The following is a 16,508-nucleotide window of genomic DNA, read 5'->3' on the forward strand; positions in this document are numbered from 1 at the left end:
GTTGCTTTTAGTGCTGCAGGATTTTCTCGAGGAAGTGCTGCGCACGCTCGGAGCGGGCGCTGATGTCGCCGAAGAACTCTTCTTTCGGGCAGTCTTCGATGATCTTGCCGGCGTCCATGAAGATCACGCGGTCGGCCACTTTGCGCGCAAAGCCCATTTCGTGGGTCACGCACATCATGGTCATGCCTTCGTGGGCCAGTTGCACCATCACGTCGAGCACTTCGTTGACCATTTCCGGGTCCAGCGCCGAGGTCGGTTCGTCGAACAGCATGACGATCGGGTCCATGGCCAGGGCGCGGGCAATCGCCACACGTTGTTGCTGGCCGCCGGAGAGCTGGCCTGGGTGCTTGTGGGCGTGTGCCGACAAGCCCACGCGGTCGAGCAGTTGCAGGCCCTTCTTGGTGGCCTCTTCCTTGCTGCGGCCCAGCACCTTGATCTGCGCGATGGTCAGGTTTTCGGTGATGGTCAGGTGCGGGAACAGCTCGAAGTGCTGGAACACCATGCCTACGCGCGAACGCAGTTTTGGCAGGTTGGTCTTCGGGTCGGCGATGGAGGTGCCGTCGACCACGATGTCGCCCTTCTGGAACGGTTCCAGTGCGTTGACGCACTTGATCAGGGTGGATTTGCCCGAGCCGGATGGCCCGCACACCACGATCACTTCGCCTTTTTTAACCTCGGTGCTGCAATCGGTCAGCACCTGGAAGTCGCCATACCACTTGTTGATGTTCTTGATAGAGATCATACGGCAAACCTTTTTTGCAGACGCTTGACCAGCAGCGAGGCGGAAAAGCTGATGATGAAGTAGACGACACCGGCAAAGATCAGGAACTCGTTGGAGCGGCCGATGATGTCGCCGTTGGAGCGGGCGGAGTTGAGGAAGTCCACCAGGCCCACGGTGTAGACCAGGGAGGTGTCCTGGAACAGGATGATCGACTGTTGCAGCAGCAACGGCGTCATCTTGCGGAACGCCTGGGGCAGGATGATCAGGCGCATGGTCTGGCCGTAGGTCATGCCCATGGCCTGTGCTGCCGCCATCTGGCCCTTGGGAATCGACTGCACGCCGGCTCGTACGATTTCGCAGAAGTACGCGGCCTCGAACATCATGAACGCCACGACGCAGGAGGTGAACGCGCCGATCGGGGTGTCTTCGCCGGTGATCCAGCGCAGCACGAACGGTACCGCCAGGTAGAACCAGGTGATCACCAGCAGCAGCGGGATCGAGCGGAAGTAGTTCACATAGGCGCCGGCCACGCGGGACAGCAGTTTGTTGGACGACAAGCGCATCAGGGCCAGAATGGTCCCGATGATGATGCCGCCGACCACACCCATGACCATCAGCTTCAAGGTCATGACCATGCCGTTCCACAGGCCCGGGATGGCGGGGATGATGCCGCTGAAATCGAAGTCCATTATTTGCCCCCCACGGAGATCAGGCCGGGCACTGCGACTTTCTTCTCGACCACGCGCATCAGCAGCATCAGGCTCATGTTCAGGGTGAAGTAGATCAGCGTGGCCAGGGTGAAGGCTTCAAACAGGTTGGCCGAGAACTCGGCGGTCTGTTTGGTTTGCGCCAGCAGTTCCATCAAGCCGATCAAGGACGCCACGGAGGAGTTCTTGAACACGTTGAGGAATTCCGAGGTAAGCGGCGGAATGATGATGCGGTAAGCCTGGGGCAGCAGCACGTTCCAGTAGATCTGCGGCAGCTTGAAGCCCATGGCGCGCGCCGCGGATTCCTGGCCCCGTGGCAGCGCCTGGATACCGGTACGCACTTGCTCGCACACACGGGCGGCAGTGAACAGGCCCAGGCACACTACGACACTCAGGTAGGCTGAAGTGGTCGGGTTCAGGTCTTGTTTGTACCAGTCCTGCAGGTTCTGCGGCAGCATGTCCGGTACCAGGAAGTACCAGATGAACAGCTGAACCAGCAGCGGCACGTTACGAAACAGTTCCACGTAGCAGGTCGCGATGCCCGATACGAGGCGGTTTGGCACCGTGCGCATGACCCCCAGAATGGAGCCCAGCAGCAAGGCGATAATCCATGCCACGACAGCGATGGCGATGGTCCAGCCCAGCCCGGAGAGGTACCAGTCGAGATAAGTCTCGCTGCCCACGCCGGTGGACTTGAAGAACACGCCCCAGTCCCAGTTGTAATTCATTAGGGTCTCCCCTCGAGATCGATCGATGTACAAGCACCCGCTTGGGGAAGATCCGTTCCCGCCTGACGTTGAACGCCAGGCACACACGATCGGCTCGAAAACCGCCAGGTCGAGTGTTCCAAGTTAAAACCAGCAGGTAATTACAGACGCCTGAGGGAGGGTTGGCTCCCTCAGGACATAAGCTTAGTCAGGTATCAGATTTTTACTTCTGGCGCTGGTTTGTCGCTAGGGTTAGCGATCAGCTCCTTGACCTTGTCGCTCATCGGGAAGTTAAGGTTCAGGCCTTTCGGTGGGATCGGGCTTTCGAACCATTTGGCGTAGATCTTGTTGATCTCGCCGGACTTGTACAGGGCGACAATGGCGTCATCCACGGCTTTCTTGAAGTCCGGGTCGCCTTTGCGAACCATGCAAGCGTAGGCTTCAAAGGACTGCGGAGTACCGGTAATGACCCAGTCGTCCGGCTTCTTGGCCTTGGCTTCTTCACCGGCCAGCAGGGCGTCGTCCATCATGAATGCAACGGCGCGGCCGCTTTCGAGCATCTGGAAGGATTCGCCGTGGTCTTTGGCGGAGATAACGTTCATGCCCATCTGCTTGTCGGCGTTCATCGCCTTGATGATGCGCTCGGACGTGGTACCGGCGGTGGTCACGACGTTTTTGCCTTTCAGGTCGGCAAAGTCAGCGTAGGACGGCTTGCCTTCCTTGTCTTTCTTGACCAGCAGGCGGGTGCCGATTTCGAAGATGTTGACGGTGAAATCAACTTGCTGGGCGCGTTCGGTGTTGTTGGTGGTGGAGCCGCACTCCAGATCCGCGGTGCCGTTCTGGATCAACGGGATACGGGTTTGCGAGGTCACCAGGTTGTACTTGGCTTTGAGGTCGGGTTTGTTCAGGTCTTTTTTCAGTTGCTCGACAACGGCCAACTGGATGTCGTGGGAGTAGCCCACGGGTTTGCCCGAGCCATCCGCGATGTAGGAAAACGGAATGGAGCTGTCGCGGTGAGCGAGAGTGATGGTGCCGGAGTCGTTGATTTTCTTCAGTGTGCCGGTGAGTTCGGCGGCAAAAACTGGAGTGCTGATCAGAGCAGCAGCGATAGCTGCGCCCAGGATATGGGGAACGATGCGCATCAATACTTCCTCGACATTTGTTTTTTTTATGAAGCCAGCTGAACGGCTCTCTTGTAAAGCGACTGCCCGTGACGGCTCCTAAGGCGCCTCAGGCAATCGTTGAAGAGTGTAGAGCATGAGTCGTGCCATACCGAAAACAAAAGGATAACTTCATGATTTATATGGAAATTAACTTTTTGTGTCGGCAGTATTTTCGGTCGGTAGTCCGGCAAACCGAATAGGGCAGAGGTGTGCGTTCGGAAAACCGAATAGTCCGTAGGAGCGAGCTTGCTTGCGAAAAACGCAAAAACGCAAAAACGCCGCGTTTATGCTGAATAAACGCGGCGCTCTCGGGTTTTTCGCGAGCAAGCTCGCTCCTACACTGGGGCGGTCAGGCGGCTTCGATCTTGCTGCGGTTCTGCTCGACCTTGGACAAGTAGCGCTGCAGGTTTTCCTGCTCTTGCGGCGTGGTGAACAGGCCAAGCTTGGTACGGCGCCACAGCACGTCCTGCGGTTGTGTTACCCACTCTTCGGCGCACAGGTAGTCGACTTCGCGGGTATAGAGGCCGCCACCCAAGTGGTCACCCAGATCGGCGAGCGATTGCACACCTTCCAGCAAGCGCCAAGTGCGGCTGCCGTAGGTGGTGGACCAGCGACGGGCGATCTCGCTCGGTACCCAGTCGAACTTGGCGCGGATGGCATCGGCCAGGGCTTCTGGGGTAGTCATGTGTTCGCCACCGGGCAGGCTGGCTGTGGCAGTCCAGCTTGGGCGCATCTGGGTGAAGTACGGCGACAGTTGGGCCATGGCCGACTCAGCCAGTTTGCGATAGGTGGTCAGCTTGCCGCCGAACACCGACAGGATCGGCGCTTCGCCGGTGCTGCCGGACAGCGACAGGGTGTAGTCACGCGTAATGGCCGACGGGTTGTCCGACTCGTCATTGCACAGTGGGCGCACGCCGGAGTAGGTGTGGACGATATCGTCGCGGCTCAGCTGTTTCTTGAAGTGCGCGTTGACCACTTTAAGCATGTAGTCGGTTTCACCTTCGGTGATCGCCACTGCAGCCGGGTCGCCGGTGTATTCGCGGTCGGTGGTGCCGATGATGGTCAGGTGGTTCAGGTACGGAATGGTGAAGACGATGCGTTGGTCTTCGTTTTGCAAAATATGCGCGTGAGCACCCTCGTACAGTCTCGGCACGATCAGGTGGCTGCCCTGGATCAGACGAATGCCGTACGGTGAATCCAGCTTCAGGTCGTCCCGGATGAATTTGGCCACCCATGGGCCGGCGGCATTCACCAAGGCGCGGGCGCGGATCGAGAACAGGCTGCCGTCGGCACGTTCCATGTTCATTTCCCACATGCCGTTGCTGCGCTTGGCGCTGACGCAACGGGTCTGGGTGTGGATGTGCGCGCCTTTCTCGCGGGCAGCCATGGCGTTGAGTACCACCAGGCGGGCGTCGTCGACCCAGCAGTCGGAGTATTCAAAGCCTTTGGTGATTTCGCTTTTCAGCGGGCTGTCGGCACCGAACTTGAGGCTTTTGGAACCCGCGAGCTTTTCGCGCTTGCCCAAGTGGTCATAAAGGAACAGACCAGCACGAATCATCCAGGCCGGGCGCAGGTGCGGGCGGTGCGGCAGTACGAAGCGCATTTGCTTGACGATGTGCGGTGCCTTGGCCAGCAGTACTTCGCGTTCGGCCAATGCTTCACGCACCAGACGGAATTCGTAATGCTCCAGGTAACGCAGTCCACCGTGGATCAGCTTGCTGCTGGCCGATGAGGTGTGGCTGGCCAAGTCATCCTTTTCGCAAAGGAATACCGACAAACCGCGACCGGCTGCGTCTGCTGCAATCCCGACGCCATTGATCCCGCCACCAATTACGGCAACGTCATAGACTTCGGCAAGCGGTGGAGCAGGCAAGGTGGAAGGGTTCATCGGCTGGCCTCGCGATCTTTTCGTCTTGGAATTCGAACATGAATGTTCATTTGCGAAAATGGTAGCTGATAATTGCGGGCACAGCCACCCGACTTCGATTGAAAAAACTCATCGAAGGGCGGAGAAAGGAAGAATTATGAACAAAGGTGAATGTATCGGTGTTGTTGAGGGCGTCATCGCGGGCAAGCCCGGCTCCCACATTTGATCGCATTTCAAATTGTGGGAGTCGGGCTTGCTCGCGAAGGCGGCGGTACAAGCGCTACACGACTTCCAGCCGCACCTTGTGCTCATTCAGCACTTGCACCAACGCCGGCACCGGCTGCTGGTCAGTCACCAGGCAGTCCACCAGGCTGATCGGCCCCAGGCGAATCATGGCATTGCGCCCGAATTTGCTGGAGTCCGCCGCCAGGATCACCTGCCGCGCATTGGCGATGATTGCCTGGGAAACCCGCACCTCCTGGTAATCGAAGTCCAGCAGGCTGCCGTCCTCGTCGATCCCGCTGATGCCCACCAGGGCAAAGTCGACCTTGAACTGGTTGATGAAGTCGACACTGGCCTGGCCCACCACACCACCGTCACGGCGCACATTGCCGCCGGTGAGCAACACATCGAAGTCGTCCTTGGCACTGAGCATGGTGGCGACGTTGAGGTTGTTGGTGATGATTTTCAGGTGGCTGTGATTGAGCAGCGCACGGGCGATGGATTCGGTGGTGGTGCCGATGTTGATGAACAGCGAGGCATGATCGGGAATCTGCGCGGCGATGGCTTCACCGATGCGTTGCTTCTCGTCGCGCATCTGGTCGGCACGCATGGCGTACGCGGTGTTCTCGACACTGGAGTCATAGGCTGCGCCGCCGTGGTAGCGGCGCAACAGGTTGGCGTCCGCCAGCTGGTTGATATCGCGGCGGATGGTTTGCGGGGTGACAACGAATAGCTGCGCCATTTCCTCGATACTGACGTACCCGCGTTCGCGGACCAGTTCGAGGATTTGTTGTTGGCGGGGAGGCAGATTCATGGGGCGTCCTTTGGGCTGCCATACAAAAGTGGCCCATGATGACGCAGGAATCCGCTCCCTGCCAGTTACAACCTGCCGTAAGCCAGCGCTTGGTTTATTCGGCGCCTTCGTGCGGCTCCCAGTCACGGGTGCGGCTCACAGCTTTTTGCCAGCCGGCGTAGAGTTTCTCTTTGGCCGCCTCGTCCAGCTGTGGCTCGAACTCGCGCTCGATTACCGCCTTGCCGCGCAACTCGTCCAGGCTGCCCCAGAAGCCACACGCCAGGCCCGCCAGGTAGGCCGCGCCGAGGGCAGTGGTCTCGCGCATTTGCGGGCGTTCTACCTGGGTGCCGAGGATGTCGGCCTGGAATTGCATCAGGAAGTTGTTGGCAACCGCGCCGCCGTCCACGCGCAGGGCCTTGAGGCGTTCGCCCGAGTCCTGTTGCATGGCGTCGAGGACGTCGCGGGTCTGGTAGGCAATCGACTCCAGGGCTGCGCGAATAATGTGGTCTACGCGTACGCCACGGGTCAGGCCGAACAGTGCGCCACGGGCATACGGGTCCCAGTAGGGCGCGCCGAGACCGGTGAAAGCGGGTACCAGGTACACGCCGTTGCTGTCCTTGACCTTGCCGGCAAAGTATTCGGTGTCGTGGGCATCGTTGATGATCTTCAGCTCGTCACGTAGCCATTGCACGGTGGAGCCACCGTTGAAGACCGCGCCTTCCAGGGCATAGGCCACCTCACCGCGCGGGCCGCAGGCAATGGTGGTGAGCATGCCGTGCTTGGATTTCACCGCCTTGTCGCCGGTGTTCATCAGCAGGAAGCAGCCGGTGCCGTAGGTGTTCTTGGCCTGGCCCGCTTCCACGCACATCTGGCCAAACAGGGCCGCTTGCTGGTCGCCGGCAATGCCACCGATAGCGATGCCGCTCTTGGTACGGCCATAGATTTCCGACGACGACTTCACTTCAGGGAGCATTTCCCGTGGGATGTCGAGAATCTCCAGCATCTTCGCATCCCACTCCAGGGTGTGGATGTTGAAGAGCATGGTGCGCGACGCGTTGGTGTAGTCGGTGACGTGGGTCTTGCCGCCGGTAAATTTCCAGATCAGCCAGCTGTCGACGGTGCCGAACAGCAGTTCGCCATTGCGCGCACGTTCGCGGCTGCCTTCGACGTTGTCGAGGATCCACTTGAGCTTGGTGCCGGAGAAGTACGGGTCGGTCACAAGGCCCGTGGTGTCGCTGATGTATTGCTCATGGCCGTCGCGCTTGAGCTGCTGGCAGATCTCGGTACTGCGGCGGCACTGCCAGACAATAGCGTTATAGATCGGGCGGCCGGTGATCTTGTCCCAGACCACCGTGGTTTCACGCTGGTTGGTGATACCGATGGCGGCCACCTGGTCATGGTGCAGGCCGGCCTGCGCCAGCGCTTCGACCATCACCGCGCTCTGGGTGGCGAAGATTTCCATCGGGTCATGTTCAACCCAGCCAGCCTGCGGGTAATGCTGGACGAATTCACGCTGGGCGGTACACACCACGTTGGCGTCACGATCGAAGATGATCGCCCGGGAACTGGTGGTGCCCTGATCAAGGGCAATGATGTAGTTCTTATTCTGAAGGTCGGTCATGTCAATTGCCTTGGACGAAATAAGGAAGTCAGAAATCAGCCTGGGCCGCGAAGGGCAGGGGACCAGGCTGGCGCTTTCAGGAAATACGAGTCTTGCCGTTGACAGCCGTGTCAGGTGTTTCTTCAGCGATAGCCGGTGCGGCGCTCGGCAGGTGGCGAGCAATCAGCCCGCGATAGGCCGCAGCGCCCAGGCATGCGCCGACAATCGGAGCGAAAATCGGCACCAGGAAATAAGGAATATCGCGACCGCCAGTAAAGGCCATTTCACCCCAACCGGCGAAAAAGGTCATCAGCTTGGGACCGAAATCCCGTGCCGGGTTCATCGCAAAGCCAGTCAACGGGCCCATGGCGCTGCCGATTACGGCGATCAGCAAACCGATCAGCAGGGGGGCCAGGGGGCCGCGTGGCAGGCCGTTGTTATCATCGGTCAGAGCCATGATCACGCCCATCAGGATGGCGGTGATGACCATCTCCACCAGGAATGCCTGGGCCGTGCTCAGCAGCGCATGGGGATAGGTGGAGAACACCGACGCCAATTCCAGGCTGGCTTGTGAGCCGCGGACCATGTGGTGGGTTTGTTCGTAATCGAAAAACAGATTGCTGTAGAGCGTGTACACCAGGGCGGCGGAGCAAAAGGCGCCGGCGACCTGGGCAAGAATATAGAAGGGCAGTTTGCGCTTTTCAAAATCGGCAAAGATGCACAGGGCGATACTGACCGCCGGGTTGAGGTGAGCCCCGGAAATACCGGCACTCAGGTAGATCGCCATGCTCACGCCGACCCCCCAGATGATACTGATTTCCCATAAGCCAAAGCTCGCACCCGCGACCTTGAGCGCGGCGACGCATCCTGTACCGAAGAAGATCAGCAGCGCGGTGCCCAGGAATTCGGCCATGCATTGGCTCGAAAGTGAAGGCTGTTGAAGAGCAGTTGTCATGGAAAACCTCAATTGTTGTTCTTGTCTTGCGCACGGCCTCAACGGGCAGTTGCGCGATATTCACCACGAGAAGGATCCCCATCCTGGATCGTGGCTCACTGCGGAGTACCAGAGAATTATTCCTACGGTATTCGGAAACGAAAAAATATAGACAAGAATGACCGCTGTCAAAGGTCGAAAGTGAACCATTGGTCATTTCCGAACTATTGGTGTGGTGAATGATCATGGCCAAGGCACGTTGCTTTTGCGGTGATAGGTCTGTGCTAGAGCGTTTTAGGTAGGCTTGGCCTAGAATTGGCCATCAGTTTGCCCGCCCGGAGCCGTTATGACCCCTGCATTGGACCTGTTGAAAAAAGTTCGCGCCGAACATCGTGTGCATAGTTATGAACATGATCCCAAGGCAGCCTCGTATGGGCTGGAGGCCGCGGAAAAATTGAGCCTGGACCCGGCCCAAGTGTTCAAGACGCTGCTGGCGAGCAGTGAGAAGGGTGAATTGTTGGTGGCGGTTGTGCCGGTCGTCGGAAGTCTGGACTTGAAAGCCCTGGCTCATGCTGCGGGTGTGAAGAAAGTCGAAATGGCTGACCCGGCAGCGGCGCAGCGTTCCACGGGTTATCTGTTGGGCGGCATCAGCCCGCTGGGTCAGAAGAAGCGGCTGCGCACGTTTATCGATGAAACGGCGCAACCCTTTGCAACGATTTTTGTCAGCGCGGGCAGAAGAGGATTGGAAGTTGAATTGCCAGCGGCGGTGTTGGCTGAACACACCCAGGCCAAATTCGCACCGATCGGGCGGGCCTGATATTCATTCTTTGAAGTCTATGAGGATCAAATGTGGGAGCTGGCTTGCCTGCGATAGCATCAACGCGGTGTAACAGATAACCCGAGTTGTCTGCATCGCAGGCAAGCCAGCTCCTACATCCCGACCCGGTTTTATCAGTGAGCGACGCTGTGGCGGCGCACGCCTGACTCAACAGCAGGAATTTGCGCCGCTGTGCTGCCGGATGCCTGGAACACCACCAAATGCTCAGCCGCCACACGAATCCCCACCTCCGCGCCCACTTGGTGATCGGCATGGCTGGGGAAAATCGACTCCAGCTGAGCGCCGGTCGGCAGCTGTAACCGGTACAGCGTTGAGGCGCCGAGGAAGGTCTTGCCGACGATCCGGGCTTTCAACGCGCTGTCCGGCGCATACACGATATCGTCCGGGCGCAGCAGCACGTCCACCGCAGCGCCGGTCGGCAAGGTGTAGGCACGGTTGCCGCGCAGGTCGCCCAGTTCAGTGCTGACCGATTCGGGCGAGTTCAGCCGACCACGGATGAAATACCCTTGGCCGATGAAACTGGCGACGTAAGGCGTCTGCGGTTCGTGATAGAGGTTGTAGGGCGTGTCCCACTGCTCAAGGCGGCCTTCCTTGAAGACCCCGACGTGATCGCTGACGGCGAAGGCCTCTTCCTGATCATGGGTTACCAGGATCGCGCTGGTGCCGCGAGCCTTGAGGATGTCGCGCACTTCATGGCTGAGCTTGCGGCGCAGTTCGCCATCGAGGTTGGAAAAGGGTTCATCCAGCAACAGCAGTTGCGGCTCCGGCGCCAGGGCCCGGGCGAGAGCGACGCGTTGTTGCTGACCACCGGAAAGCTCATGGGGGAAGCGCTTGCCCAGGTTCTTCAAGTTGACCAGTTCCAGCAACTCGGCAACTACGCGCTCTTTTTGCGGGTGCTTGCGAATGCCAAAGGCGATGTTGTCAGCCACGCTCAGGTGCGGGAACAACGCGTAGTCCTGGAACACCATGCCGATACGACGTTTTTCCGGGGCGAGGGTGAAACCGGCACGGGAGATGACTTCGCCCGCCAGGCTGATTTCGCCTTCATGCACTGGCTCAAAGCCAGCAATCGCGCGCAGGGTAGTGGTCTTGCCACACCCTGAAGAGCCGAGCAGGCAACCGATATCGCCGGCGTTGAGGTGCAGGTTGAGGTTCTGCACGACGCGCTGGTCTTGATAACCGCATGCCAGATTGCGCAGGTTCAGCAGTAATGACTGGCTCATGCGTGGTGGTACGACGGTGGTACGAGGAATTCGAGCAAGGCTTTTTGCGCATGCAGGCGGTTCTCGGCCTGATCCCACGCGACTGAGCGCGAATCGTCGAGCAGGTCCTGGCTGATTTCTTCGCCCCGGTGGGCGGGCAGGCAGTGCATGAACAGCACGTCTGGCGCGGCCAGGTCGAGCAACGCACGGGTCACCTGGAACGGCGCAAACTGGGCCAGGCGCTTGGCGGTTTCGTCTTCCTGGCCCATGGAGGTCCAGACGTCGGTGCTGACCAGGTGCGCGCCGACCACTGCGTCTTTCGGATCGCGCAGCAGTTGCACACGGCCATCGGCCTTGGCCATGAACTCGGCGCTGGGCTCGTAGCCTTCAGGGCAGGCGATGCGCAGGTGGAAGTCGAACTGGATCGCCGCTTCTATATAGCTGTTGCACATGTTGTTGCCATCGCCGATCCAGGCCACGGTCTTGCCTTGGATCGAGCCACGGTGCTCGAGGAAGGTTTGCATGTCGGCCAGCAACTGGCAGGGGTGCAGGTCATCGGACAGGCCGTTGATCACGGGCACACGGGAGTTGGCGGCAAATTCGGTCAAGGTGCTGTGGGCGAAGGTACGGATCATCACGGCATCGAGCATGCGCGACATCACGATGGCGCAATCGCTGATCGGCTCACCACGGCCCAGTTGGGTGTCGCGCGGTGACAGGAAGATGGCCTGGCCACCCAGCTGGATCATGCCGGCTTCGAACGACAGGCGTGTGCGGGTCGAGGACTTTTCGAAAATCATCCCGAGTACCCGGTTTTTCAACGGCTCAAACAGTACACCGCGGTTACGCAGGTCTTTAAGCTCAATGCCTCGACGGATCACGCTGACCAGCTCTTCGGGCGTGCAATCCATCAGGGAGAGAAAGTGCCTTGCGCTCATCATTAACTACCTTTTGCAACAGACCGCAGATACTCAAAGCCTTGTTTATTGCGACAACGGGCGAGACCTGCGGCGAAAGCCGCACGGGGCGACGAAATAGGGGAAGACGCGATATTGACATTAAATGTCGCGTTTTACCAATAGGGCTACGGCTTTAGGGGTGTTCAAGCAGGGCGCTGGCGCGCGTTTGAAGACGAATTCCTGACAGCAGCGAACCATTTGTACACTGGCGTCCAGGCCTTTTGCAATGCGCGGGGGCGGGCTTGGGCCAGGTCGCGTCGGTTTCAGCGCCTGCTGACAAGGTTTCTGAAACATTTGCTCATGCTTAGCCATGCCCTGGCCTATGCCCGTCGATTCACAACGCGAAGGTTGCTGGCGCGCCAAGTGGTCGCGGCCCATAGTTGAGTCAAAGCCCCTATAAAAGAGACTGGCCATGACCAAGACTCTCCACCACCGTGCCTGCCACCTGTGCGAAGCCATCTGCGGCCTCACCCTGGAAACCACCCAAGCCGAAGACGGTAGCCTGGCGATCACCTCGATCAAGGGCGACCCTCTGGACAGTTTCAGTCGCGGCCACATCTGCCCCAAGGCGGTGGCCCTGCAGGACATCCAGAATGACCCGGACCGCCTGCACCAACCCATGCGGCGGGTGGGCAGCGAATGGCAGCCGATTGGCTGGGATGAAGCCTTTGCCCTGGTGGCCGAGCGGCTTGCGGGTATCCAGACGCGGCATGGGCAGAACGCGGTGGCGGTGTATCAGGGCAACCCAAGCGTGCATAACTATGGGTTGATGACCCACAGCAACTACTTTCTAGGGCTGTTGAAGACGCGCAATCGTTTTTCCGCGACCTCGGTAGACCAACTGCCTCATCACCTCACCAGTCACCTGATGTACGGCCACGGCCTGTTGTTGCCCATACCCGATATCGACCAGACCGACTTCATGTTGATTCTCGGCGGCAACCCGCTGGCTTCCAATGGCAGCATCATGACTGTGCCCGATGTGGAGAAACGCCTCAAGGCCATCCAGGCGCGGGGCGGAAAAGTGGTGGTGGTCGACCCTCGGCGCAGCGAGACGGCAGCCATCGCGGACCAGCACGTGTTCGTACGCCCCGGCGGCGATGCGGCATTGTTGTTTGGGGTGCTCAACACTTTGTTCTCCGAAGGGCTGACACGCGACAGCCATTTGCCGGTGCAAGGCCTGGATGATGTACGCAAGGCGATTGCCGGCTTCGATGCCGAGGCCATGAGCCGCCAGTGTGCGGTGCCTGCCGAGCAGATTCGCCAGTTGGCCAGGGACTTCGCCGGCGCTGACAAGGCCGTTTGTTATGGCCGCATGGGGGTCTCGACCCAAGCGTTTGGCACGCTGTGCCATTGGCTGGTGCAACTGATCAACCTGGTGACCGGCAACCTGGACCGTGTCGGCGGCGCGCTCTGCACCAGCCCCGCGGTGGACCTGGTGGCCTCCACCAGCGGCGGCCATTTCAACCGCTGGCAGAGCCGCGTGTCCGGGCGGCCGGAGTACGGCGGAGAACTGCCGGTGTCAGCCCTGGCCGAAGAAATGCTGACCGAGGGTGAAGGGCAGATCCGCGCCCTGGTGACGGTGGCCGGCAACCCGGTACTGTCCACGCCTAACGGCCGCCAATTGGAACAAGCCCTGGACGGGTTGGAGTTCATGGTCAGCATCGACCTGTATATCAACGAGACCACGCGTTATGCCGACCTGATCTTGCCCTCCACCTCGGCGCTGGAAAACGATCACTACGACACTACCTTCAATTTGTTCGCGGTACGCAATGTCACACGCTTCAATCGCGCCATCCTGCCCAAGCCTGAGGGTGCATTGCATGACTGGGAGATCTTTGTCGGCTTGGCCAAGGCGTTTGCGGCGCACACTGGCGCGGTGCTCAAGCCCACCCTGCCACCGGCACAGATGATCGACTTTGGCCTGCGTGCGGGTGCCTATGGTGACGCATCCAGTCATAAACTGTCGGTGGCGATGCTGGCGGATCATCCCCATGGCGTCGACTTGGGGCCGCTCAAGCCCAACCTCGCGGCACGTTTGAAAACCGCGGATGGCAAGGTGCAAGCGGCACCGGCCGTGATACTGGCAGACCTGGCGCGTTTCGCCGCGCAGCCGGTGCCGGTGGCCGACGAACTGCTATTGATTGGCAGGCGGCATGTGCGCAGCAATAATTCCTGGATGCATAACTATCACCGGCTGGTGAAGGGTAAGCCACGCCATCAACTGCTGATGCACCCCGATGATCTGGCTAGCCGTCAGTTGAGCGATGGTCAGCGGGTGCGGGTGAGTTCGCGTATCGGTATGGTCGAGGTGGAAGTAGCGGCCAGCACGGACATGATGCCGGGTGTGGTCAGCCTGCCTCACGGCTGGGGCCACGGTCGTCCGGGCGTGCAGATGAGCATTGCGAGCGGCCAGCCGGGGGCGAGTGCCAATGACTTGACCGACGAGCGGCAATTGGACGAGTTGTCGGGTAATGCGGCGCTCAACGGCGTACCGGTGAAGGTGGTGGCGGCCTGAGCATCCTGCTGGATTTTTGCGTTACAATGCGCCACCGTGCCGACCCGTGAGTCGCAAAGTTCCTGCAGAGGTGTTCCATGGATATCATCGAAACGATCAAAGAGCAGATTGCCAACAACACCATTCTGCTTTACATGAAAGGTGCACCTAACGCGCCTCAGTGCGGTTTCTCCGCGAAAGCGTCCCAGGCTGTGATGGCATGTGGCGAGAAGTTCGCTTACGTGGATATCCTGCAAAACCCTGAAATCCGCGCCAACCTGCCAAAGTACGCCAACTGGCCGACTTTCCCGCAGTTGTGGGTAGCCGGTGAGCTGGTTGGCGGTAGCGACATCATCACTGAAATGGCAGCTGATGGTTCGCTGCAAGCGCTGATCAAAGACGCAGCGCAAAAAGCAGCAGTCAAGACTGACGCCTAATTGGCGAGCAATAAAAAGCCCCGCTTCTCTGGTGAGAGCGGGGCTTTTTTGTGCCTGAACGCTACGGGTTATTCACCCATCTGCGATTGCAGGTAATTCTCCAGGCTGACCTTGTCGATCAGGCCCAACTGGGTTTCAAGCCAGTCGATATGCTCTTCCTGATCTTCCAGGATATCTTCCAACAGTTCACGGCTGCCGAAATCGCCCTTGGTTTCGCAGTGAGCGATACCAGCCTTCAGGTCGCTGTGGCTCTTGCGCTCAAAGCCCAGGTCGCTGCTGATCATTTCCTGGGTGTGCTCGCCGATGTTCAGCTTGCCCAGGTCCTGCACGTTCGGCAGGCCTTCCAGGAAGAGGATGCGCTTGATCAGCGCGTCGGCGTCCTTCATGGCCTTGATCGATTCTTTGTATTCACGCTTGCCGAGCTTTTCCAGGCCCCAGTCATCGTACATGCGCGCATGCAGGAAGTACTGATTGATCGCGACCAGTTCATTGGCAAGGATTTTGTTGAGTTGCTGGATGACTGAGATGTCGCCTTTCATGACTGGGGTCCTGCCCTGTAATAGCTGTGTATAGGGAGGAGTCTGAGCGGTGAAAATCCTAGTGTCAAACCTAAGTTATTGAATAATAAATGAAAATTAATCGGAATAAGAATGTTTGTGTTCCGCGTCTTGGCGCTAACTAATTGAATTACAGGCATAAAAAAACCGGACACAAGGTCCGGTTCTTTAAAACATGCCTATCAGGCGTGTGTAAATTCTGTCGAGTAGGGGAGTGCGGCCTGGGCTGTTTGCAGCTGCGTCAGGGTTTCCCGTACCACTTGCTTGGCCAGGCAAGCACATTTGCCGCACTGGCTGGCAACGCCGGTGGTTTCACGCACTTCTTTGTAGCTGCAGCAACCTTCATAGATTGCTTCGCGGATTTGTCCGTCGGTGACGCCAGTGCAGAGGCAGACATACATAAGTGAGAACCGTCGCGGGTTTATGGCTTAAGTGCGATGGATCTTAATGTTAACGAGAATGATTGTCAAAATAGTTTCAGCAGCAATCCGGGGGGAATTGCCCGTGCGCTGACGAACGGTTTTTTCGGTGTATGATGGTCGGTCTTCACGAAGCGTGATTGCGTCATATTTCTGTCTGTTTCCACAGGCAGACTCGACCGGTCCTTTTACTTCAATCGTCACCCCTATATCAGGAGATATCCAATGAGCGTACTCGTCGGTAAACAAGCCCCGGATTTCGACGTACCAGCCGTCCTCGGCAATGGCGAAATCGTAGACAGCTTCAAGCTGTCTGAAGCCATCAAAGGCAAATACGGCCTGGTGTTCTTCTACCCGCTGGACTTCACCTTCGTCTGCCCTTCAGAGCTGATCGCCCTGGACCACCGCATGGACGATTTCAAAGCGCGCAATGTTGAAGTGGTCGCGGTTTCCATCGACTCCCATTTCACCCACAACGCCTGGCGCAACACCGCCATCAACGACGGCGGCATCGGCAAAGTCAAATACACCATGGCTGCCGACATGAAGCACGACATCGCCAAGGCCTACGACGTTGAGTCCGAAGGCGGCGTGGCGTTCCGTGGCGCGTTCCTGATCGACGACAAGGGCGTTGTGCGCTCGCAGATCATCAACGACCTGCCGCTGGGCCGTAACATGGAAGAGCTGATCCGCCTGGTCGACGCGCTGCAATTCCACGAAGAGCACGGCGAAGTCTGCCCTGCCAACTGGAAAAAAGGCGACAAAGGCATGAACGCTTCGCCAGAAGGCGTCGCGGCTTACCTGACCGAGAACGCTGGCAAGCTGTAAGCCAACGTCACGGTACAAAAAAACCGGCCTGAAAAGGCCGGTTTTTTTATGCGT

General features: G+C 58.8%; 17 protein-coding genes. 5 read left to right on the forward strand and 12 right to left on the reverse strand.

Annotated elements, in window-relative coordinates; genetic code table 11:
• Positions 1-7 precede the first annotated feature (7 nt).
• The 5 genes from BT204_RS17285 to glpD all read right to left on the reverse strand — a co-directional run bounded on the left by BT204_RS17285 (position 8) and on the right by glpD (position 5,186).
• On the reverse strand, positions 8-742 hold the full coding sequence (locus BT204_RS17285) for an amino acid ABC transporter ATP-binding protein (RefSeq protein WP_003188952.1): 735 nt from the start codon (positions 740-742) through the stop codon (positions 8-10).
• The gene (locus tag BT204_RS17290) at positions 739-1,410 is read right to left on the reverse strand and encodes an amino acid ABC transporter permease (protein WP_003188954.1); all 672 of its coding nucleotides are present in this window, start codon (positions 1,408-1,410) and stop codon (positions 739-741) included. The genes BT204_RS17285 and BT204_RS17290 overlap by 4 nt, the downstream gene beginning before the upstream one ends.
• Positions 1,410-2,156, reverse strand: coding sequence for an amino acid ABC transporter permease (locus BT204_RS17295; protein WP_014717132.1), 747 nt, complete (start codon positions 2,154-2,156; stop codon positions 1,410-1,412). The genes BT204_RS17290 and BT204_RS17295 overlap by 1 nt, the downstream gene beginning before the upstream one ends.
• Before the next feature lie 194 nt (positions 2,157-2,350).
• Positions 2,351-3,277, reverse strand: a complete 927-nt coding sequence (locus BT204_RS17300) for a glutamate/aspartate ABC transporter substrate-binding protein (RefSeq protein WP_003188957.1) — start codon at positions 3,275-3,277, stop codon at positions 2,351-2,353.
• Between the two features lie 370 nt (positions 3,278-3,647).
• Positions 3,648-5,186 carry a glycerol-3-phosphate dehydrogenase gene (glpD, locus tag BT204_RS17305; protein WP_072447611.1) on the reverse strand — a complete coding sequence of 513 codons (1,539 nt, stop codon included), beginning with the start codon at positions 5,184-5,186 and terminating at the stop codon, positions 3,648-3,650.
• On the opposite strand from glpD, the gene BT204_RS27565 reads away from it, so the two are divergent.
• Positions 5,173-5,391, forward strand: a complete 219-nt coding sequence (locus BT204_RS27565; protein WP_139271523.1) for a hypothetical protein — start codon at positions 5,173-5,175, stop codon at positions 5,389-5,391. The two genes, glpD and BT204_RS27565, sit on opposite strands and share 14 nt — an antisense overlap.
• Positions 5,392-5,445: 54 nt before the next feature.
• Here BT204_RS27565 and BT204_RS17310 read toward each other — a convergent pair whose 3' ends face one another.
• From BT204_RS17310 to BT204_RS17320, 3 genes are all read right to left on the reverse strand, one after another.
• Positions 5,446-6,201: a DeoR/GlpR family transcriptional regulator gene (locus BT204_RS17310; RefSeq protein WP_003188962.1), complete on the reverse strand. Its 756-nt coding sequence runs from the start codon at positions 6,199-6,201 to the stop codon at positions 5,446-5,448.
• A gap of 94 nt (positions 6,202-6,295) precedes the next feature.
• On the reverse strand, positions 6,296-7,801 hold the full coding sequence (glpK, locus tag BT204_RS17315; RefSeq protein ID WP_032893327.1) for a glycerol kinase GlpK: 1,506 nt from the start codon (positions 7,799-7,801) through the stop codon (positions 6,296-6,298).
• Between the two features lie 76 nt (positions 7,802-7,877).
• On the reverse strand, positions 7,878-8,735 hold the full coding sequence (locus tag BT204_RS17320; RefSeq protein WP_014717136.1) for an MIP/aquaporin family protein: 858 nt from the start codon (positions 8,733-8,735) through the stop codon (positions 7,878-7,880).
• Positions 8,736-9,060: 325 nt separating this feature from the next.
• Here BT204_RS17320 and ybaK point away from each other — a divergent pair, with 325 nt between their 5' ends.
• Positions 9,061-9,531 carry a Cys-tRNA(Pro) deacylase gene (gene ybaK / locus BT204_RS17325; RefSeq protein WP_014717137.1) on the forward strand — a complete coding sequence of 157 codons (471 nt, stop codon included), beginning with the start codon at positions 9,061-9,063 and terminating at the stop codon, positions 9,529-9,531.
• A 134-nt stretch (positions 9,532-9,665) separates the two neighbouring features.
• Here the strand turns inward: ybaK and BT204_RS17330 are convergent, their stop codons facing one another.
• Together BT204_RS17330 and argF are read right to left on the reverse strand one after the other, a co-directional pair.
• Positions 9,666-10,775, reverse strand: coding sequence for an ABC transporter ATP-binding protein (locus BT204_RS17330; protein WP_034126462.1), 1,110 nt, complete (start codon positions 10,773-10,775; stop codon positions 9,666-9,668).
• Positions 10,772-11,692 carry an ornithine carbamoyltransferase gene (gene argF, locus BT204_RS17335; protein WP_034126463.1) on the reverse strand — a complete coding sequence of 307 codons (921 nt, stop codon included), beginning with the start codon at positions 11,690-11,692 and terminating at the stop codon, positions 10,772-10,774. Before argF ends, BT204_RS17330 begins: the two co-directional genes overlap by 4 nt.
• A 433-nt stretch (positions 11,693-12,125) precedes the next feature.
• Here argF and BT204_RS17345 point away from each other — a divergent pair, with 433 nt between their 5' ends.
• On the forward strand, positions 12,126-14,234 hold the full coding sequence (locus BT204_RS17345) for a molybdopterin oxidoreductase family protein (protein WP_072447615.1): 2,109 nt from the start codon (positions 12,126-12,128) through the stop codon (positions 14,232-14,234).
• A 77-nt stretch (positions 14,235-14,311) separates the two neighbouring features.
• Positions 14,312-14,650, forward strand: a complete 339-nt coding sequence (gene grxD / locus BT204_RS17350; protein ID WP_054898038.1) for a Grx4 family monothiol glutaredoxin — start codon at positions 14,312-14,314, stop codon at positions 14,648-14,650.
• A 68-nt stretch (positions 14,651-14,718) separates the two neighbouring features.
• On the opposite strand, the gene bfr is transcribed toward grxD, so the two are convergent.
• Positions 14,719-15,189: a bacterioferritin gene (bfr, locus tag BT204_RS17355; protein ID WP_054898039.1), complete on the reverse strand. Its 471-nt coding sequence runs from the start codon at positions 15,187-15,189 to the stop codon at positions 14,719-14,721.
• 200 nt (positions 15,190-15,389) lie between these two features.
• Complete coding sequence (locus tag BT204_RS17360) at positions 15,390-15,608, reverse strand: bacterioferritin-associated ferredoxin (protein WP_017526354.1); 219 nt, start codon at positions 15,606-15,608, stop codon at positions 15,390-15,392.
• Between the two features lie 243 nt (positions 15,609-15,851).
• Here BT204_RS17360 and BT204_RS17365 point away from each other — a divergent pair, with 243 nt between their 5' ends.
• Positions 15,852-16,454, forward strand: coding sequence for a peroxiredoxin (locus BT204_RS17365; RefSeq protein ID WP_003172097.1), 603 nt, complete (start codon positions 15,852-15,854; stop codon positions 16,452-16,454).
• The last annotated feature ends 54 nt before the right edge of the window (positions 16,455-16,508 follow it).

The sequence above is a fragment of the Pseudomonas sp. NFPP02 genome (genome assembly GCF_900119355.1).
Taxonomy (GTDB): Bacteria; Pseudomonadota; Gammaproteobacteria; order Pseudomonadales; family Pseudomonadaceae; genus Aquipseudomonas; species Aquipseudomonas paracarnis.